The organism is Oryzifoliimicrobium ureilyticum, assembly GCF_037199735.1.
Lineage (GTDB): Bacteria > Pseudomonadota > Alphaproteobacteria > Rhizobiales > Rhizobiaceae > Rhizobium > Rhizobium ureilyticus.
In genome coordinates this window covers 1-19,237 of record NZ_JBBBVQ010000030.1, presented here as the reverse complement: position 1 = coordinate 19,237, position 19,237 = coordinate 1, and the positions used below count along the sequence as shown (strand labels likewise).

Sequence of the window (19,237 nt, the reverse complement as noted above, 5' to 3'; positions counted from 1 at the left end):
CGGCATGGTTGCCCTTAAATTCTTCCGCCATTCCGGACCGTCCTTTGCCGATCTCGTCCCCTATGCCGGCCTGGTCGACAATGGCGTTATTCTCCTGAAGGACAGCTCGCTGATGGCCGGCTGGTTTTTTGCCGGACCGGACAGCGAAAGTTCGACCGATGCCGAGCGAAACGAGGTGTCGCGGCAGATCAATGCCATCCTGTCGCGCCTCGGTTCGGGATGGATGATCCAGGTCGAGGCTATCAGGGTGCCGATCGCGCATTATCCAACGGAGGAAGCAAGTCACTTCCCTGATCTGGTGACCCGCGTCATCGATGCCGAACGGCGAGCGCATTTCCAGAGGAACAGGGGCCATTACGAAAGCCGACATGCCCTGATCCTGACCTGGCGCCCACCGGAGCCGCGGCGGTCCGGACTGACCCGCTATGTCTATTCCGACAGTGATAGCAGATCCGCAACTTATGCCGACAAGGCGCTCGAGAGCTTTCTCACCTCGGTCCGCGAGGTCGAACAGTATCTCGCCAATGTCGTGTCGATCCGACGGATGATGACACGCGAGACGGCAGAGCGCGGCGGTCATCGTGTCGCCCGCTACGACGAGCTTTTTCAGTTCATCCGCTTCTGCATCACCGGGGAAAATCATCCTGTGCGTCTGCCGGAGATTCCCATGTATCTCGATTGGCTGGTGACGGCCGAGCTGCAGCACGGTCTGACGCCACTGGTCGAAAACCGGTTTCTCGGCGTGGTGGCGATCGATGGCCTGCCTGCGGAAAGCTGGCCAGGAATCCTCAACAGCCTTGACCTGATGCCGCTCTCTTATCGATGGTCGTCCCGCTTCATCTTCCTCGATGCCGAGGAGGCAAGGGGGAAGCTGGAGCGTACGCGCAAGAAATGGCAGCAGAAGGTCAGGCCATTCTTCGATCAGCTTTTCCAGACGCAATCGCGATCACTCGATCAGGACGCGATGCTCATGGTGGCGGAAACCGAGGACGCAATCGCCGAAGCCTCATCGCAGCTCGTGGCCTACGGCTACTATACGCCGGTCATCGTTCTCTTCGATGAGAACCAGCAGGGCCTTCAGGAGAAGTGCGAGGCAGTCCGCCGCCTGATCCAGGCCGAAGGTTTTGGCGCACGAATCGAGACGATCAATGCCACGGACGCCTTTCTCGGCAGCCTGCCCGGCGTCTCCTATGCCAATATCCGCGAGCCGCTGATCAACACCCGCAACCTCGCCGACCTCATCCCGCTCAATTCGGTGTGGTCGGGAAGCCCGGTCGCACCTTGCCCATTCTATCCGCCCAGATCGCCTCCGCTGATGCAGGTCGCCAGCGGATCCACGCCCTTCCGGCTCAACCTGCATGTCGATGATGTCGGCCACACGTTGATCTTTGGACCGACCGGCTCCGGTAAGTCAACGCTGCTGTCACTGATCGCCGCCCAGTTCCGACGCTACGCCGATGCGCAGGTCTTCGCCTTCGACAAGGGGGGCTCGATGCTGCCGCTGACGTTGGGGATCGGCGGCGACCATTACCAGATCGGCGGCGATATCGGCCCGTCGGCGAGTGGCGAGGCGAGGGTACTCTCGTTTTGCCCGCTGGCCGACCTTTCCTCCGACGCTGATCGTGCCTGGGCGTCCGATTGGATCGAGATGCTGGTGGCGCTGCAGGGTGTGACGATCACACCGGACTACCGCAATGCGATTTCCCGACAGATCGGTCTGATGGCGGAGTCGCGCGGTCGCTCGCTCTCCGACTTCGTCTCGGGCGTCCAAATGCGCGAGATCAAGGACGCGCTGCATCACTACACTGTCGATGGTCCGATGGGGCAGCTTCTCGATGCCGAGGAGGACGGTCTGGCGCTCGCTGCCTTCCAGTGCTTCGAGATCGAGGAACTGATGAACATGGGCGAGCGCAATCTCGTGCCTGTTCTGACCTATCTCTTTCGCTGCATCGAAAAGCGCCTTACCGGCCCACCCAGCCTGATCATCCTTGACGAGGCTTGGCTGATGCTCGGCCATCCGGTATTCCGCGACAAGATCAGGGAATGGCTGAAGGTGCTGCGCAAGGCAAATTGCGCCGTGGTGCTCGCCACGCAGTCGATCTCGGACGCCGAGCGTTCCGGCATTATCGACGTGCTGAAGGAATCCTGCCCGACCAAGATCTGCCTGCCGAATGGTGCTGCTCGGGAGCCGGGAACACGCGAGTTTTACGAGCGCATCGGCTTCAACGAGCGGCAGATCGAGATCGTCGCGACCGCGATCCCGAAGCATGACTATTACGTCGTGTCGCCCGAGGGCCGCAGGCTCTTCGACATGGCACTTGGTCCAGTCGCGCTCTCGTTTGTCGGGGCGTCCGGAAAAGAAGACTTGAAGCGCATCCGCGCTCTGCATTTTGAACATGGGGCCGACTGGCTTCTCCATTGGCTCCAGCAAAGGGGGATCGCCCATGCCGACGCGCTCTTCGCAACCTAATAGAGTGGTGCACGCCGCGCTCGGTGCGGCCCTCGTGCTCTTGTCTGCTCTCTCGCTGCCGGCTCAGGCCGGTGGTGTCACCGGGCAGGCGACCGAATGGACGCAGCTCGCCAACAATACGGAACTGATCAGCCTCGTCGGCAAGTCCGCGGAGCAGGTGAACAACCAGATTACTCAGATCTCGCAGCTGGCCGAGCAGATCCAGAACCAGCTCAACATCTACAAGAACATGCTGCAAAACACCGCGCAGCTCCCGGACCATGTCTGGGGTCAGGTCGAAAGCGATCTCGAGAACCTCCAGAATGTCGTCAACCAGGGCCAGGGCGTCGCTTTCTCCATGGGCAATGTCGACGACGTGCTCAAGCAGCGTTTTCAGAGCTTTGCCGACATGAAGAGCAATCTGCCTGACGGAGCGAGCTTCTCCTCGACCTATCAGGGCTGGTCCGACACCAATCGCGACACGATCGCTGGAACGCTGAAGGCCGCCAATCTGACGGCCGAGCAATTCTCCAGCGAGGAAAGTACCATGTCCCAGCTCAGGTCGATGTCGGAATCGGCCGACGGCCAGATGAAGGCGCTGCAGGTCGGGCACGAAATCGCCGCGCAGCAGGTGGCCCAGATGCAAAAACTGCGGGGTCTAGTCTCACAGCAGATGACCATGATGGGCACCTGGTATCAGTCCGAGCAAGCGCAAAAGGATCTGGCTCAGGCGCGGCGCGAACAATTCTTCAGCGGGACCGAGTATGACATCCGTGGCGGCCAGACGATGGAGCCCCGCTGGTGAGCCCGCGTCAGGTCGTCATTGTCGCCCTCGTCGCGGTCGTCCGCGCGGGTGGCGCGACCGTCATCACCTGGATCGTCGTCGAGCCGCAGGCCACGGCAATTTCCGGAGCGGGCACAGCTGCAATCAATTCGTCCTCCGATGAGGAAAAACGCCGACATCGCGAAGAGTTCTTTGGTGGGAATTCCAACCGTGACATCCGTGGCGGTAAGGAGATCAAGCCCCGATGGTAACCGTTCCCTCTCCCCGCACGCTTGACCGGGTATTCATCGCGATCACGGTCGTCCTGCTGGCGACGACGCCCGCGCTGGCGCAACAGGGACAGATGCTCACCACACTCGAAAATTCCGTCGTCACCGCCGCCAAGGGCTGGGAGACGACGGTGATGAATGCCGCTCGCTCGTTGTTCTGGATCCTCGCCGGCATCGAGGTCGGGATCGCTGCGGTCTGGCTGGCGATCAACGCCGCCTCGCTTGACAGCTGGTTCGCCGAACTCGTCAGACGCATCATGTTCATCGGCCTCTTCGCCTTCATCCTCGACAAGGGCCCGGAGTTCGCCAAGGCCGTGGTCGACAGTCTCTACCAGATCGGCGCCGGCGGCGGCTCGGCTTCTCCCGCCAACATTTTTGATGCCGGCATTCGTGTCGCAACGAAAATGTCGGAACAGGCGAAGTTCGGCCTCTGGGAGGATAATGCGCTGGCGATTGCCGCCGTCTTCGCCATGGTGGTGGTGGTCGTCTCGTTCTCGTTGGTCGCAGCGATCTTCGTGGCCGTCATGGTGGAGATGTATGTCGGCCTGCTGGCCGGTATGATTATGCTGGGCCTGGGCGGATCCTCGTACACCAAGGATTTTGCGATCAAATACCTCGTCTATGCCTTCTCCGTCGGCATGAAGCTGATGGCGCTTGTCATGATCGCCAAGATCGGCTCGGACATCTTGCTCAGTCTCGCCGAAGCGCCGACGGCGACCTCGGAACAGTTCATCACGACGCTGGCGATTGCCGGGATCTCGGTCGTTGTCTTCGTGATCGCCATGTATGTGCCGCCGATCCTACAGGGCGTGGTCCAAGGCGCATCGGTCGGCGGCGGCATGGAAGCCATCCGCCATGGCGGACAGGCCGCGTCCTTTGCGGCGGGCGCCGGCTTTTTGGTAACAGCGGCGGCGAGCAGAGGGTTTCAGGCGGCGACGACGGCAAGGGCAGGGGCAGGGGCAGGGGGAGCATCCCTCGGCAGTGCTGCGCTGCGCGGCATGCAGGCCGGGATTGGCGGAGCGGCTGGCGCGGTCGGCTCGGCGGCGAAAGAAAAGGCCATCGGTTCGCCGGGCGCCTATGCCGGATCGATGCTCGGCCTCGCCAACGCCAAACTCGACCAACCGACCGGCCGGCCCGGCACACCGCCTCCACCACCGCCGATCAACGACAGCAAGTGACGGGACCCTGACAGAATGGCCGGACAGAACGTTCCAGATAATCCCTATATCGCGGCACGCAACGAGTGGAACGAGCGTTATGGCTCGTACGTGAAAGCGGCCGCCGCATGGCGCGTGGTTGGCATTGCCGGAATGACTATGGCCGTGATCGGTTTTGGTTACGCGCTCTACCAAAGCACGCAGGTGAAGCTGATCCCCTATATCGTCGAAGTCGACAAACTCGGCACATCAGTCAATGCCGGCTTCCCGCAGCAGATCGAATATGCCGATCCACGGGTAGTGCGCGCGACACTCGGCAGCTTCGTGTCAAACTTCCGATCCGTCACGCCGGATGCGGTCGTGCAGAAGCAATATATCGACCGGACCTATGGGCTGCTCCGCACCTCTGATCCCGCCACTGAAAAGGTCAACGCCTGGTTCCGGTCGAATTCACCGTTCGAGAAGGCGAAGACCGCAACGGTGGCGATCGAGGTCAACAATATCGTCGCTCTGTCGAACCAGAGCTACCAGATCGACTGGACCGAGTTCGAGCGGGACCGCCGCGGCAAGGAGACCGCCACGCGACGCTTCCGTGGGATCGCCACCGTGACACTGACGCCGCCTCAAGACGAGGGCGTCATCCGCCTCAATCCCATCGGTCTCTATCTCCGCGACTTCGATTGGACAGCTCAGCTTTGAAAGGCATGGCCCGGAACATGAACAGATCATACGAACTATCTCGGGTCACGATGAGCGCCGGCATCATTGCTATCGCCGTTGCTGCCTCCTTTGCCTTCCCGTCTGCTTCTCTCGCCGCCGATGGTGTCACCGCCAACGAGGCGAAGGGAATGGGCATCTCGACACAGTGGCGCGGAAGCCGTGGCCTGGTGACGAAAGGCGCGAATGGAAAGGTGATGTTCCTTTATGGCGAAGTGCAGCCGTCCGTCGTCTGCTCGCCTCTGCAGGTCTGCGACATCGAGCTTCAGGGTGGCGAGGTCGTCCGTGACGTGCTGGTCGGCGACACGGTACGCTGGAAGGTGGAGCCAGCGACATCGGGTGCGGCCGGTGGGCAGGCGATACATCTGATCGTCAAGCCATCGGAGCCGGGTCTGGTCACATCGATGGTCGTGACGACGTCGCGACGAACCTATCACATCCAGCTCAAGTCTCATCCGACCCAGTATATGGCGCGCGTTGGTTTCGAATATCCCGAGGACGTCTCGGCAAAACTTGCCGACGTCAACGCACGGCTTGAAGCCAGCACCATTCCCGGCGCCGGTGTTCCCGCCGAGCAACTAAGCTTTGCCTATTCTGTCTCGGGAAGTGCCGGCTGGCGGCCGACGCGGGTCTACTCGGATGGGCAAAAGACCTACATCCAGTTTCCGCGGTCGATTTCCGGTCAGGATGCGCCGGTTCTCTTCGTTGTCTCTGGCGGCCAGAACCGCATCGTCAACTATCGTATGAAGAACAATATGATGGTGGTCGATTATAATATCGATCGTGCTGTCCTTGTCTCCGGCGTTGGCTGGAAACAGCAGAAGGTGACGATCAGCAGAGGAGGGCGGTGATGCCAAGCCTTCTTCGTTACGTCACGAATCGTCCCACCCGCATCCGATGCCTCGCCACAACCGGTGCCCTCGCCATCCTCCTTTCCGGCTGCCAGTCAATGGACACTGGCGGTCTCACCACGAGCGCGGCACCTTCGGAAATCTCCGGACCGGCAGCGGGCGCGATCGCCGGCGACATGGTCAGCCGTCTTGCCGAACAGATCGGACAGGGAAAAGCGACCGTTATGCTCAAGCAGGACGACTCGCCGTTCGGACAGGCGCTTGAAGCAGCCTTGAAGGGATGGGGTTATGCGGTTGTCACTGACCAGAAGACGGATGGCGGCGCTGCCGTCATTCCGCTCGCCTATGTCATCATGCCCTATGACGGTCAGGTGCTCGCAAGGCTCTCGACCAGCAGTGTCGAACTCGGCCGAGCCTATACCGTGACGACATCCGGTGCGATACCCGCAAGCGCCCTGTCGCTCATGCGGCGCGGGTGAGGGAGGACATCATGGTGCAATCCCTAAAACTCGGCGGTGGGCAAAACAGTCAGACCCCTTCCGGCATCAAACGGGTGAACCGCCTGCCGGTTATAATCGTGATCGTGCTGTTGGTCGCCTTTCTCGGCATCATCTTCTTTGGGCTCGCCTCGCGCGGGCTTTACTTCGGCAAGGATAGCGGCCCGGAGACGAGCTCGGGCAATCCGGCCTCGACCTATGCCGACCAAATCAAGCGGGGCGTCACCGACGGCATCATTGGCGAGCCACAGCCGCAGACGACGTTCCAGCCGTCCCCGGTCGAGACGAAACGGACGCAAGAGAAGGCGGCCAATCCCTTTACGCCACAGGCCGAGCAGCAGCGCGGATCCGAATTGGAGCCGGAAGAGGTGTGGCGGGCACGGCTTGCCCGCGAGCAACAGGAACAGGTTCTGCGCGAGCAGCAGCGGCAGCGCATGGCCCGGATGCAGGCGCGGGACTCCGCCTATGACGCGCCACTTGCCATCGATCGCGGCAAGCTGGAAGCCCGGGCACAGGCAGACGACACCGCCGCGAACAGGACTGCGACGACGACAGCCTCAGCGAATAGAAATCCGTCCGATCTTTATGCCGCGGCTCTACGCGCCGGCCTGGGCGGCCAGAATGTCGATCCGAACGGTCAGAACTCCAAGGAGGACTTCTTCAATGCCGATCTCAAGGATCTCGGATATCTGCCGAACCGCGTCGTGCCACAGCAGTCGGCGTTCGAGTTGAAGCGCGGGTCGGTCATTCCGGCAACATTGATCACTGGCATCAATTCCGACCTTCCGGGACGGATCACCGCGCAGGTCAGCCAGAATGTCTATGACAGCGCCACCGGCCATCGCCTGCTAATCCCTCAGGGCACGAAACTGTTCGGTCGCTATGACAGCAAGGTCTCGTTCGGCCAGAGCAGGGTTCTCGTCGTTTGGTCCGATATCATCTTCCCGAACGGATCGACGCTGCAGATCGGCGGGATGGCCGGCACGGATGCGGAAGGCTATGGCGGCTTCAATGACAAAGTGAACAACCACTATCTCAAAACATTCGGGTCCGCGGTCATGATCGCGCTGATCGGAACGGGAATCGACATGGCCGTGCCGCAGAGTTCAACGCTTGCCACGCAGGATACTGCATCGGATGCGGCGCGACGGAATTTTGCCGAAACCTTCGGCCGAGTGGCCGACCGGACGATACAGCGGAATATGGACGTGCAGCCGACGCTGCAGATCCGGCCCGGATACAAATTCAATGTCCTGGTAGATCAGGACATTTTGTTTCCGGGCCAATATCATTGAGGAGCGCTGATAAACTCGGCTAGGTGATTTTCTAGAGCTTTGTAAAGGACAGAAGGCCGCTCACGACGGTAACGTTAGCAAAACCTCGTCGGGGTTCCGGCGCTCTCTAGGCGAATCTCGCCGAGATTTCGCGTTTGCCAATCTTACAAATCCATAGCTACATCACAGCGCATTTCGATGCTTTTGATGAATGGGTTGGTCGGTGTCGCTCTCCAGTTGTTTAGTGTCTTTAGCTGATGAGGGTGGGCGGATAGTACGATGCACGCGTTTCAGCGCTCGGTGGAAGTCATCAACGAATGTAAAGATCACCGGGATAACGAGAAGGCTCAGGAACGTCGATGTCATCAGACCGCCTATAACGACGATGGCCATAGGTTGACGGAAACTTGAATCTCCTCCCGTCAGACTGAAAGCGACCGGCAGCACGCCGCATCCCATGGCGATGGTGGTCATGATGATCGGGCGCGCGCGCTTGTGACAGGCATCCACCAGGGCCTCGAAGCGGGTCATGCCGGCGCGTCTCGACATGATGGCGTATTCAACGAGCAGGATCGAGTTCTTGGTCACGACACCCATCAGCATCAGCAGGCCGATCACGGCAGGCATCGAGAAGCTTGTTCCGGTCATGACGAGGGGAAGCAGCGCGCCGCCGAGCGAGAGCGGCAAAGCCATAAGAATGGTCAGTGGCTGCAGGAAGTCGTGGAAGAGCAGGACCAGCACGGCATAAATGCAGAAGACCCCGATCGCCATGGCAATGCCAAAGCTTTCGAACAGTTCCGAACTGCGCTGCAATTCGCCTTGTTCCACCAGCCGGACACCTTCCGGCAGGTTGCGCAGCGCGGGCAGCGCCTTTGCGTGACTGTAGACGTCATTTAGAATCCGCCCGTTGAGCTCGACCGAGAGCGTGATGTTGCGTGACCGGTCGATCCAGTCGATTTCGGATGGGCTGCCGCCAATGCGGATATCGGCGATCGAGCCAAGGTTGACGCTACCGTTTGCGCCGCTGACACGAAGATTGGCGATGTCTCTACCGGCGTAGCGGCTGGATTTATCACACCTATCTTGGCCAAAATCAGTCGATGGAACAGATGATCGAGGACCATATTGATCTTTTGCGCCTCATTCTTGCAGGAGATCCGTCACGCACACAGGCCTATGTGCGGCGAATGATGGGCGGCGTCACTGACGTGCTGCAAAGACTGCGCAGCGAGATCGACCCTGCAATATTCGATGTTAGCTTAGGCTCGATCAAAGTCACAACTGGGCTAGCTCCCCCCGAAACAAAAGCCGTTTTTCCGACCAGAGGTCCCCTCGTTCGCGTCAGTGCTCAGAGGCAACGATAAGTCGACTCAGACTGAGCGAAAACAGCATGGTCGGCGGTTCCTATCTCTTCAAGAGCCTTAAAGCCATGCCTCATGGCAACTTCATATATCGCCCTGCAGTACCGAAGCCATGAAACGAGAGCTTTAGCTGCAGAGAACCCCGAAGGATAAATGACGATGTCATCACCGCCGTCTTCAGGTTTTACTCAAACCCTGCAACGGCGTGTGGGATGTAGGATGCCTCGAGCTCGGCCCGCTCTTCTCCCGATAGCGCGATTGCCAGCGCGGCAACCGCATCATTCAGGTGCTCCGGCTTTGAGGCCCCGATAATCGGCGCCGTGATCTCCGGCTTGCCCATCACCCACGCAAGAGCTACCTGCGCACGGGGTACGCCCCTCGCATTTGCGATACGCGCCACAGCTTCAGCGACCTGCTTGTCCGCTTCGGCTGACTTGGCGTAAAGATTTCGCCCGAAAGCGTCGCTTGCTTCACGCGCGCTACCGGTATCCCAATCCCGCGTCAGGCGTCCTCGCGCCAACGGGCTCCAGGGAATGACAGCAATACCCTCATCGGCACAGAGCGGCAGCATTTCACGCTCCTCCTCGCGGTAGAGAAGATTGAGATGGTTTTGCATGCTGACGAAGCGGGTCCAACCATTCGCTTCTGCGACGTGCAGTGCTTTTGCAAATTGCCATGCAAACATTGAGGACGCGCCGATGTAGCGTGCCTTTCCTGCCTTCACTACGTCGTGTAGCGCCTCAAGGGTTTCCTCGATCGGCGTCTCATAGTCCCAGCGATGAATCTGATAAAGGTCAACATAGTCGGTGCCCAGCCGGCGCAGGCTCGCGTCGATCGCCTGGAAAATTGCTTTTCTCGACAGGCCGGCGCTATTGGCACGGCCGCTGTCCGCGGGGTTGACCAGCCCAAACACTTTGGTTGCAATGACCACTTCGTCTCTGCGGGCTAGATCTTTAAGGGCTCGGCCGACAATTTCCTCGGAGCTGCCAGCGGAATAGCTGTTGGCAGTGTCGAAGAAGTTGATGCCCGCTTCCAGCGCGTGCCGGATTACCGGCCTGCTTCGCTCTTCGTCAAGGGTCCAGGAGTGGGGTCCGCGCTCGGGATCGCCAAAGGTCATGCAGCCGAGACAAAGCGGCGAGACCTGTAAGCCAGTGCGGCCCAGTCGTCGGTACTTCATGATAGTTGTCCTCCGTTATTTCCTGACCTGCCGGCAAGAGAAATTGCCGGCAGGTTTGTTGTTATTAAACGCCCTGCCGGGTCGGCATTACAGTGACCTGCTGGATGTTGACGTGACGAGGCAGGCCGGCGATAAACGCCACCACCTCTGCAATGTCCTCCGGCTGAAGCCACTCCATCGTTTCCCGGGCCCCGGCGAGCCAGTCCTTTGCGCCCTGGTCGGTAACGTGGCTCTGCAGTTCCGTGGCGACTATGCCCGGCTCCAGCATCGATACACGCACATCCTTCGGACCCAGCTCGAGGCGCAGGTGGCGGCTCAAATGGCTCACATATGCCTTCGTCGCCGAGTATACCGCAAAGGTCGGATAAAGGTATTGGCCGGCGATCGAGGAGGTGTTGATCAGGTCGGAGGGTTTACCTGCCTGAGCGGCGGCAACCAGGTCGGGTATGAAGGCATGGATGATTCGCATCAGACCGGTGACATTGAGATCGATCATGCGTTCCCAATCCTCGATCTTCTTTTCCTCAATCGGGGCCGGAAGCATGACGCCGGCGTTATTGAATACCAGATCAACACGACCCAGTTCGCGATGGACGGCGTCTGCCGCTGTATCGACCGACGCTTGATCAGTGACATCAACTGCGATCGCGACGGCGCTAGCACCGGTGTCCCTCAACGAGGCGGCGAGGGCCTCAATACGGTCATGACGGCGCGCCAGCAGTGCAACCTTGGCCCCTTGCTTGGCGAGTAGCTTCGCCGTCGATTCGCCGATCCCGCTGGAAGCGCCCGTAATAACTGCGACGCGATTTGACAGTGGCATTGTCATGTTGGTGTCCTTCTGTTGCATCCAAAGTCAATTGACTTTGGATGCATGCATACGCCTATCTTTTCCTATGTCAAGTCACTTAACTTGCCATTAAAATCGAAAGGCATTTGCCCCGTCACGCTGCCCTTCCGTTGGCAACTCGTAGGATCCCGAGCCATGTGGATAGCTCATCCAAAGCAGCATTTGCCGACGGAAGGATATGGTCCTCGATGGCTTCTATGGGTTTCTTGATGCCATAGCCCGGATGAACGGATACGAAATCAGCGCCACCGATGTGCACGGAAGAGCGGGTCGAAACCATCTGCAATGGGGTCGCGATGGTCCGCAGGTTTTCCAGCGCCCTAACGCCACCGGTTCCGCCATAGGCCACTGCCGTGAACGGCTTGAAGCTCCATTCGTGATAAGCGTGGTCGATCGCGTTTTTTAAGGCGCCCGTGACTGCGAAGTTGTACTCCGCGAGGACGAAGATGAACCCGTCGAAGCGCTTAAGGGTCTGCTGCCATCGGATGGCTTCGGCGCCACGGCTGGGTGCAAAACCGCTCGAAGCGATTTCATCAAAGAAGGGTAGGGGATGATCACGAAGGTCTACGATCTCCGCCTCCATGTCACTCCTTGCATTAGCCTGCTTGAGCACCCATTGCGCAGGCAGGTCCGCGAAGCGTGTTGGACGGGTTGAGCTGATGATAATGGCGATGCGTGGTTTGCCGGACAAAGGTATCTCCTGTATGTGGTTACCAACGGAACCTATGTTACCGAAAGTACGCATTTCATCACAAGGAGGCACTGTGCCGAAACCAGCTAACCAAACGGAAACCGCCTGGACTGAAGCAACTTGCAGCGCTCATATCAGCCGAATGCTCGGACGTATTAGCGACAAATGGTCGTTGCTGGTTGTGTGGTCGCTTGGACGTGGACCGTGCCGTTTCAATGCTCTGCGTCGTGAAGTTGGGGAGATCAGCCAAAAAGTTCTCGCATCGACACTTCGCGATCTGGAAGCCAACGGCTTTGTGTCGCGCACGGTGACACCAGTGACGCCCCCCCAGGTGGAATACGCACTCACTGAACTCGGTATCGAGTTTCTACAGCCAGTGAGGATGCTGGCGGAATGGGTAATGTCCAACTCGGAGCGGATGGAAGCTGCCGCCCTGGAGTTTGAACAGCGTCGGAAACCGAAATCGCGGCCAATTAGGGTGAGCTTGCCAAGGTATTAGAATGGAATTGATTGATAGCCGAGCTGTGCCGCGGCACCGCGGATGCATCTCTTTTTGCTTCAGCCCAACGGCTTCAATTCACGGATCAAGTCAATGAGCAACCTCACACCCTTGGGCACCTGCCGTCGGCTCGAGTAGTACATATGGAAGCCTTCCCCCCGAGCCGACCAGTCATCGAGAACAGTTGAGAGCGATCCATCGTTTTTGTATGTCACCAGGTCCCATTCGTTCATGTAGACGAGGCCAAATCCTTTAAGCGCCAGCTTTAGGGCGACTGCGCCACTATCGATGACAAGAGGACCGGGGACGTCTACAACCAATTCTTCGCCGTCTTTCTCGAATTCCCAAAGATAGACAGAACCGTCGCCCAGTCGAGTTCTCACGCAGCGATGTTGCATCAGATCGTTAGGATGGCGGGGTGTGCCGTGCTGTGCCAGGTAGGAGGCTGATCCAGCGACAGTCCATCGCATCGGTGGTGTAAGGTGCTGTGCGACCATGTCCTCCGGGACAGTGCCACCGAAGCGGATCCCGGCATCGTAGCCGCCAGCCGTGACATCGATCATTTTATCGGTGACCCCGATCTCAACCATGATTTCCGGATAACGATCAAAGAAGGCCGGCAAGACCGGGGCGAGAAGTAATTCTGCCGCACCGGTAAGCACGTTGATCCGGATGCGCCCTGACGGAGTGTCCCTAAAACGGTCCAGCACCTCGCTGGCATGTCGCAAGTCCTCGAAGGGGCGTTCAAGGGCTACCTTGAACTCTTCACCCGCAGCCGTCAGGGTCACGCTTCTGTTCGTGCGGTTGAGCAGCCTTACACCGACCCTGCCTTCCAAGGACTTCAGCGCGTGGCTGACCGCAGACGCACTAACACCAAGCTCGAGGCCTGCCTGACGGAAGTTGAGGTGTCTGGCAACGGCGAGGAAGTAGGCGAAATCTGCGAGATCTGACCTGTTGAAACGCATGCCTTCCCCGCGTGAAGCTGGATGTGAGGTCAAGGGTTAGCGCTCTCGGTTGCCATTAAGCGGCAGAAGTCACACATGCCCCCTCGTCGGATGAGGTATCCGCTCCAAAAATGAGCCCTTTCTCAGCAACGAGGATGCAGAGTACACAAAGAACTCCCATCGAGAAATACCCGGCTGCCACAGGCACAACTGTACCGTTGAACTGTTGGCCGATGTAACCACCAATCAGAACACCGCCAACCGTTTGAATGAATCCAAAAACGGAAGAAGCCGTCCCTGCGACTTCACCGAGCGGCTCCATCGACAGTGAGTTCATATTCGCGGCAGCCCAGCCGAAGCAGGACATGATGATCGTTAACAGTGGCAGGAAAAGCCAGAATGGCACATCGATAAGCCTGGCAAGCGCCAGCCAGATGCCGCTGAAGATCGTGAAAATGAGGACGGCGCCATGCGACAACCTGCGCATGCCAAGTGTGGCGACAAGTCTCGAGTTGGTGAATGACGCCAGGCCCATGAGGGCGGCAACTGCGGCGAAAGCGACTGGAAAGTATGGCCCGAGCCCGTAGATGCCGACATAGATCTGTTGCGCCGATGTCAGGAAGCCGAAGAGCGATGCAAACATGAACGTGCCTGCCAGGCCATAGGAAAAGGCGGCCCGGTTGGTGGCGACGAGCTTGAACGCTTCCAGGACAGCACTTGGGCCAAGTGAGCGGCGGCCTTCCGGCAGCAGAGTTTCCGGGAGCCTGAAGCAGGTCCAAAGGCCGACCAAAATGGCGAGGCCTCCCATGAACAGGAAAATTGACTGCCAGGGCCAGAAAGCCAGCAGAACTTGTCCCATGCCGGGCGCCAGGATCGGCACGGCCATGAACAGCATGATGACCATCGACATCACCTGAGCCATGGACTGCCCGACATAGCGGTCGCGCACGATGGAGGTCGCGATGACGCGCGTACTGGCCGCACCCAGACCCTGCGTAAACCGAAAGGCCAAGACCATCGCGAAGCTTGGGGAGAACACCGCGGCGATCGCGGCGACAATGTACAGGCCAAGTCCTAGAAGGAGCGGACCGCGTCGACCGAAACGGTCCGAAATCGGGCCGAAGAAAATCTCTCCCACGCCATAACCCATCATATAGGCGCTGATGATGAATTGACGCTCGTTTTCCGCCACCACACCGAGTGCTTCACCCATGCGAGGCAGCGCGGGAAGCATGATATCTATGGCGAGAGAGTTGAGCGCCATTAGGGCGGAAACGATGCCTATGAATTCGAAGCGCGGAATATCGCGCTTGGATTGGGTGTGCATATTGGTGATCCATGATGACGAAGACCGTCGGGGCGGTAGGCCACACATCTATCGCATCAAGCGAACTCCGCAGAGCGTTTCTTGGCTCAGATTTGCTCAATGCGATGATGAGTATTGATCATCACTGTCACACGGCTCAACGTTGAAAAGCTTGCTACGGCAAACAAAGCACGGCGCTTAGGCGCAGGAATGATGAATTTCATTCACTGCCGCATCAAGGAAAGCTCGTCGTGCATCGACATCCCTGACGATGTATCTAACTCGGCGTCAACGGTGGATGATCCACTATTGTTCTTGGCTGACACGTTGCCTGGCGCGCCATCACTGGCGGGTTCTACGTCGTTCGCCTGTCACGCAGACTAAAGGTTTCCGATCATCGCGTTCCGGTGTGGCGTCGTCCCTACGCCTGGCGACCGTACCGTGCCACAATGGTGAGGACTGCTTCATGGACGACGCGTTTCACTTCCGGGTCGGGAATAACGATAGTCGCGTCCAGAAAACGCGGCCAGAAAATGACGTCATTGATCATGCCGAGGAACTGGCGGCCGGCAAGCGAGACGTCTTCGACCTCAAGAGTGCCGGCAGCAATCTCGCTTTCAATGTAAGCATCAAGGCGTTTGAGATAAGGGACTTTGCCGCGCTCGAACAGTGCCTGCGCCAACTCTGGAAAGCGCTGCGCCTCGGCGATAATCACGCGGAAAAAAGGCTCTGTGGTTGGCTGGCGAAGCTTGGCCGCGTAATCCATGCCGATTTGGGTAAGGCCTGTGACAGGGGCGCCCGTGGGCGGCAAAGCAACATTCACCGATGGGTCGGCTTCCCACATGCGCTCCATAATGGCGCCGAACAATACCGCCTTGGTTGGAAAATGCTTGAACAGGGTGCCCGTCGAGATGCCCGCCACGCGCGCGACCTCGGCCAGCGTCGTGCGGTCATACCCATCTTTCAAAAAGCAGGCACTTGCCGCTTCCAAGGCAGCGGTCTTCTTTTCCAGCATGATCCTGTCGCGGTACTCTTCCACCGTCATTTAGCAACCTTCCGCTTGTTCCTTCGAGCTTCTCTAGGTCGAAGCGTGCTTGATTGCCAGCATTTTAGCACAGATCCAGAACGGAAACGATGCATACGAAGTCAATCAGTTCAAGATAAGTTGAGTAACTTGACATAAGGGTCGATCGAGGCCAAGTTGAAGCACTCACCATTGTGGTGAAAGGAGATCGTCATGAACATCAAACTCTTCACACTGGCGGCTGTAGGCTTGGGTCTCATCACCTCAAGCGCTGTTGCCGAAACCGAGGCTTCGGGCAATCATAAAGGCCGCGTGCTGCTTGTCGCGTCCAGCACAAACACGCTGACCTTCAAGGACGGCCGCACACACCCCACCGGCTACTTTCTTGGTGAACTGGTCGTGCCAGCGCAGACTTTCATCAAAGCTGGCTATGAAGTCGTGATAGCGACCCCTGACGGAAACACGCCAGCACTCGACGGCAATTCCATCACTACCGAACACTTCGAAGGCGACGCGGCGAAGCTCGCCGATGCCATGCGGTTCGTCACCACCTATCCCGGCATGCAGAAGCCGGAGACGCTTGGCAAGGTGGTCCAGGCCGGCCTCGACGGCTACGACGGCATCTATCTGCCGGGCGGTCACGCCCCGATGGTGGACCTGATGCAGGATCCGGAACTAGGGAAGGCACTGCGGCAATTCCATACTTCCGGTAAGGCCACTGGCCTGCTCTGCCACGGCCCAATCGCCCTCTCGTCGTCGACCGACAAGCCCGTCGAATTTCGCGCTGCGATGGTGTCCGGCGACACGGCTGCTGCAGCGCGCTTAGCGTCTGACTGGATTTACAAGGGCTATCAAATGACCGTCTATTCGACGGCCGAGGAGAAGTCGGTCGAAAAATTTCTGGGCGGAGACATCCAGTTTTACATGGAAGACGCCCTGACCGCCGCTGGCGGAAAGGTGCGCGTCGAGGCCCCCGGTACGCCATTTATCGTCGAGGATCGCGAGTTGGTGACCGGCCAGAATCCGAATTCGGCTCACATGATCGCCGACGCGATGGTGCGCAAGCTCGATGCGCAGGTCGCCAAGCGTCAAGCCGCCTCAAACTAACTCGCTCTAGTCCGGCAGCCTTCGCTGCCGGGCCTTCTCTGAGTTTGGAGAAAGACAATGTCTCTTTTTGCTAGATTATCTGCGTTCGTTGTGATGCTTATCGGCATACCGGTCACGGTTGCCTTCGCTCACCACGGATTTACCGGTGAGTACGATGTAACCCGCCCCGTCTGGCTACAGGGCGTCGTCAAAACCGCGACTTTCCAATATCCGCATGCGATCGTGGAACTCGACGTCCAGGCTGGCGAGGGACGCCCTGAGCGACCTGCCGATACAGGCTTTCTCACGGTCACGCCCGTCAATGATCCAGGCTATGCCGGCAAGACCGTGCGTCTTGAATTTCCACCCATTGCTCGCTTCAACAGCCTGGAAGGGCAGCTCAACGCGGGTGATAACGTCAGCGTCATCGTCTATCGCAACTGCGAGGCGCCGAACCAACTGCGCGTCCAATGGATCCGCCTGGGTGACAGCACCGAAGTCGCACGCAGCGGCCGCGTGCAGACCGAGGTCCAGGGCTGCGACCATTGAGTCCCGACGCTTTTCTCATCTGGCTGGGTGACACGCCGATCGCCAGCCTGGTACGGGATGCGTGGTATCCATACGTGCGCGCCATGCATGTCGGAGGTGCCGGCATTCTGTTTGGCGCTCTGGTGCTGTTCGACTTGCAGGTTTTAGGCCGCAAACGGACAGCAGGCATCCCCGTTGTCCACGACCTGACAATGGGCCTCGTATGGACGGGCTTTGTCGTCGCGGTAACCGGAGGAATTCTACTATTTTCAGCCCAGCCGCAAGCGCTATGGGAAAACACCGCGCTGCGCATGAAGATCGCGCTTATCCTGGTGGCCGGCTTGAACGCGCTGCTGTTCGAGTACCTGTTCCAGCGCAATCGCTCCGCCGCGATACAACGCGTCTCAGCAGCACTATCGCTCGGCATCTGGGCGGCAGTTCTCACCTTTTCATCGCTGATCCCCTATTGGGGCCTATAGTCACAAATTCCAGGGAGGAAACAATGCGCATCATCGTCACGGGAGGGAGTGGTAAACTCGGAGCCGAAACAATCCGCCAACTCATTGCTGCGGGCCATGAGGTCATGAATTTGGACCGGGCGCCCCCACGAGAGAGCCGATGTCGGTTCACGCGCATTGATTTCGCGGATTATGGGGAAGTAGTGGAGGCGATGTCCCACATAGATGGCGGATGGACGGGGGTGGATGCGGTTGTCCACCTGGCTGCCATACCCGGCGCAAGCCACGCCGCCAATGCCAGGACATTCGCCAACAATACGTTGTCGACCTTCAATGTCTTCCAGGCCGCCAAGCTGATGCGTGTCCGCAACGTAGTATGGGCATCTTCGGAAACCTTGCTTGGCGTCCCGTTCGACACACCGCCCGAATATGTCCCGATCGACGAGGCCTGCTCGCGCCGGCCTGAGAGCGCCTATGCTTTGTCCAAACTTGTGGACGAAGTCATGGCTGCCGAATTTTGCCGCTGGGACCCGGCACTCAAGCTGATCGGCCTGCGCTTCTCATACGTGAAGACCCCCGAGGAGTACCCGGCTTTTGCCGAACTCCAGGATGATCTGGAAAAACAATATTGGAACCTCTGGTCTTACATTGACGTCCGAGATGGGGCCGACGCAGTGGTTCGGGCGGTGTCGCGGGAAAGCACGGGTCTTGAGATCTACATCATCGCAAGCCCGGATACAGTTATGGAGCGGCCAACACGTGATCTTTTAGCGTTAAGATTCCCGGATGTGCCCATTAGGAGCCCGCTCGGCGACCACCAGTCTTTGCTGTCGACACAGAAAGCTCACGATGTGCTCGGGTGGCGGCCGCGTTACAGTTGGCGCGATAGTCAAGGCGTCCACTTGCACACCAGCGATCAACTCTAAGCTGAGCGAGCAAACGGTCAGGCACCTTTAGGAGAAAGCGGTGACCAGGCCGGGCATCGTCCGGACGAGATCCCCTTGATGCGAGACAGTCCCATCCGCGCATCCTTGGAAGGCTGCCAAGGAGAACAACTCGAATATTATTGCATAAGGTTTAAATTGTTGAGGCCTTCAGCTTCAAGATCTTACTAATATAGCTACTAAATGATGGCGTTCTCAACGGCTCAGTGGTTGGGTCGAGCGTTCGAGTCCCATCAAGGCAGAGACGACTGGCATGTCCAACCCGGATACATAGGTAACAATCTGTTCCTAAGACATAGGTAACAACCTCGTGCCGAACGGGTTGTCGATGGTTTGCAAAGTCCTCTGTTCCAAGTCGATATATCCGAGATCAT

General features: G+C 58.7%; 20 protein-coding genes and 1 pseudogene. 14 read left to right on the top strand and 7 right to left on the bottom strand.

The annotated features are described in order from the left end of the window. Positions 1 to 4 precede the first annotated feature (4 nt). The 8 genes from VQ830_RS26335 to trbI are packed head-to-tail and all read left to right on the top strand — an operon-like array spanning position 5 to position 8,019. Positions 5 to 2,470: a conjugal transfer protein TrbE gene (locus tag VQ830_RS26335; protein ID WP_337271126.1), complete on the top strand. Its 2,466-nt coding sequence runs from the start codon at positions 5 to 7 to the stop codon at positions 2,468 to 2,470. Beyond that, the gene (gene trbJ / locus VQ830_RS26330; RefSeq protein ID WP_337271125.1) at positions 2,445 to 3,254 is read left to right on the top strand and encodes a P-type conjugative transfer protein TrbJ; all 810 of its coding nucleotides are present in this window, start codon (positions 2,445 to 2,447) and stop codon (positions 3,252 to 3,254) included. The genes VQ830_RS26335 and trbJ overlap by 26 nt, the downstream gene beginning before the upstream one ends. Continuing rightward, the gene (gene trbK, locus VQ830_RS26325; RefSeq protein ID WP_337271124.1) at positions 3,251 to 3,484 is read left to right on the top strand and encodes an entry exclusion protein TrbK; all 234 of its coding nucleotides are present in this window, start codon (positions 3,251 to 3,253) and stop codon (positions 3,482 to 3,484) included. The genes trbJ and trbK overlap by 4 nt, the downstream gene beginning before the upstream one ends. After that, positions 3,478 to 4,680 carry a P-type conjugative transfer protein TrbL gene (gene trbL / locus VQ830_RS26320; protein ID WP_337271123.1) on the top strand — a complete coding sequence of 401 codons (1,203 nt, stop codon included), beginning with the start codon at positions 3,478 to 3,480 and terminating at the stop codon, positions 4,678 to 4,680. Before trbK ends, trbL begins: the two co-directional genes overlap by 7 nt. A gap of 15 nt (positions 4,681 to 4,695) precedes the next feature. Then, a complete protein-coding gene (locus VQ830_RS26315; RefSeq protein ID WP_080831085.1) occupies positions 4,696 to 5,358 on the top strand; it encodes a conjugal transfer protein TrbF in 663 nt (220 codons plus the stop codon). 50 nt (positions 5,359 to 5,408) lie between these two features. After that, positions 5,409 to 6,227: a P-type conjugative transfer protein TrbG gene (gene trbG, locus VQ830_RS26310; protein WP_337271150.1), complete on the top strand. Its 819-nt coding sequence runs from the start codon at positions 5,409 to 5,411 to the stop codon at positions 6,225 to 6,227. Continuing rightward, on the top strand, positions 6,227 to 6,706 hold the full coding sequence (gene trbH / locus VQ830_RS26305; RefSeq protein ID WP_337271122.1) for a conjugal transfer protein TrbH: 480 nt from the start codon (positions 6,227 to 6,229) through the stop codon (positions 6,704 to 6,706). Before trbG ends, trbH begins: the two co-directional genes overlap by 1 nt. Positions 6,707 to 6,717: 11 nt before the next feature. Then, positions 6,718 to 8,019 (top strand): IncP-type conjugal transfer protein TrbI, encoded by a 1,302-nt coding sequence (gene trbI, locus VQ830_RS26300; protein ID WP_337271121.1) that lies wholly within the window; start codon positions 6,718 to 6,720, stop codon positions 8,017 to 8,019. 162 nt (positions 8,020 to 8,181) lie between these two features. On the opposite strand, the pseudogene VQ830_RS26295 reads toward trbI, so the two are convergent. Further along, positions 8,182 to 9,045 (bottom strand): annotated as a pseudogene (locus VQ830_RS26295) (efflux RND transporter permease subunit); the annotation flags it as partial. A gap of 53 nt (positions 9,046 to 9,098) precedes the next feature. On the opposite strand from VQ830_RS26295, the gene VQ830_RS26290 reads away from it, so the two are divergent. Continuing rightward, complete coding sequence (locus VQ830_RS26290) at positions 9,099 to 9,362, top strand: hypothetical protein (protein WP_337271120.1); 264 nt, start codon at positions 9,099 to 9,101, stop codon at positions 9,360 to 9,362. A 181-nt stretch (positions 9,363 to 9,543) separates the two neighbouring features. Here VQ830_RS26290 and VQ830_RS26285 read toward each other — a convergent pair whose 3' ends face one another. The 3 genes from VQ830_RS26285 to VQ830_RS26275 form a co-directional block, all read right to left on the bottom strand. Continuing rightward, complete coding sequence (locus tag VQ830_RS26285) at positions 9,544 to 10,536, bottom strand: aldo/keto reductase (RefSeq protein WP_337271119.1); 993 nt, start codon at positions 10,534 to 10,536, stop codon at positions 9,544 to 9,546. A gap of 64 nt (positions 10,537 to 10,600) precedes the next feature. Then, positions 10,601 to 11,362 (bottom strand): SDR family oxidoreductase, encoded by a 762-nt coding sequence (locus tag VQ830_RS26280; protein ID WP_337271118.1) that lies wholly within the window; start codon positions 11,360 to 11,362, stop codon positions 10,601 to 10,603. A 115-nt stretch (positions 11,363 to 11,477) separates the two neighbouring features. Continuing rightward, positions 11,478 to 12,074: an NADPH-dependent FMN reductase gene (locus VQ830_RS26275; RefSeq protein ID WP_337271117.1), complete on the bottom strand. Its 597-nt coding sequence runs from the start codon at positions 12,072 to 12,074 to the stop codon at positions 11,478 to 11,480. Positions 12,075 to 12,147: 73 nt separating this feature from the next. Here VQ830_RS26275 and VQ830_RS26270 point away from each other — a divergent pair, with 73 nt between their 5' ends. Beyond that, positions 12,148 to 12,573 carry a winged helix-turn-helix transcriptional regulator gene (locus tag VQ830_RS26270; RefSeq protein WP_438618756.1) on the top strand — a complete coding sequence of 142 codons (426 nt, stop codon included), beginning with the start codon at positions 12,148 to 12,150 and terminating at the stop codon, positions 12,571 to 12,573. A 59-nt stretch (positions 12,574 to 12,632) separates the two neighbouring features. Here VQ830_RS26270 and VQ830_RS26265 read toward each other — a convergent pair whose 3' ends face one another. The 3 genes from VQ830_RS26265 to VQ830_RS26255 all read right to left on the bottom strand — a co-directional run bounded on the left by VQ830_RS26265 (position 12,633) and on the right by VQ830_RS26255 (position 15,868). After that, entirely contained in the window at positions 12,633 to 13,538 is a 906-nt protein-coding gene (locus tag VQ830_RS26265; protein WP_337271116.1) for a LysR family transcriptional regulator, read from the bottom strand. A gap of 55 nt (positions 13,539 to 13,593) precedes the next feature. After that, positions 13,594 to 14,844 (bottom strand): multidrug effflux MFS transporter, encoded by a 1,251-nt coding sequence (locus VQ830_RS26260; protein ID WP_337271115.1) that lies wholly within the window; start codon positions 14,842 to 14,844, stop codon positions 13,594 to 13,596. Between the two features lie 400 nt (positions 14,845 to 15,244). Further along, the gene (locus tag VQ830_RS26255) at positions 15,245 to 15,868 is read right to left on the bottom strand and encodes a TetR/AcrR family transcriptional regulator (RefSeq protein WP_337271114.1); all 624 of its coding nucleotides are present in this window, start codon (positions 15,866 to 15,868) and stop codon (positions 15,245 to 15,247) included. A gap of 192 nt (positions 15,869 to 16,060) precedes the next feature. On the opposite strand from VQ830_RS26255, the gene VQ830_RS26250 reads away from it, so the two are divergent. Genes VQ830_RS26250 through VQ830_RS26235 form a run of 4 tightly spaced genes read left to right on the top strand, consistent with a single transcriptional unit; the run spans position 16,061 to position 18,845 of the window. Then, entirely contained in the window at positions 16,061 to 16,954 is an 894-nt protein-coding gene (locus VQ830_RS26250; RefSeq protein ID WP_337271113.1) for a type 1 glutamine amidotransferase domain-containing protein, read from the top strand. A gap of 57 nt (positions 16,955 to 17,011) precedes the next feature. Next, positions 17,012 to 17,482, top strand: a complete 471-nt coding sequence (locus VQ830_RS26245) for a DUF6152 family protein (RefSeq protein ID WP_337271112.1) — start codon at positions 17,012 to 17,014, stop codon at positions 17,480 to 17,482. Next, a complete protein-coding gene (locus VQ830_RS26240; RefSeq protein ID WP_337271111.1) occupies positions 17,479 to 17,940 on the top strand; it encodes a hypothetical protein in 462 nt (153 codons plus the stop codon). The genes VQ830_RS26245 and VQ830_RS26240 overlap by 4 nt, the downstream gene beginning before the upstream one ends. 23 nt (positions 17,941 to 17,963) lie before the next feature. Beyond that, positions 17,964 to 18,845, top strand: coding sequence for an NAD-dependent epimerase/dehydratase family protein (locus VQ830_RS26235; protein WP_337271110.1), 882 nt, complete (start codon positions 17,964 to 17,966; stop codon positions 18,843 to 18,845). The last annotated feature ends 392 nt before the right edge of the window (positions 18,846 to 19,237 follow it).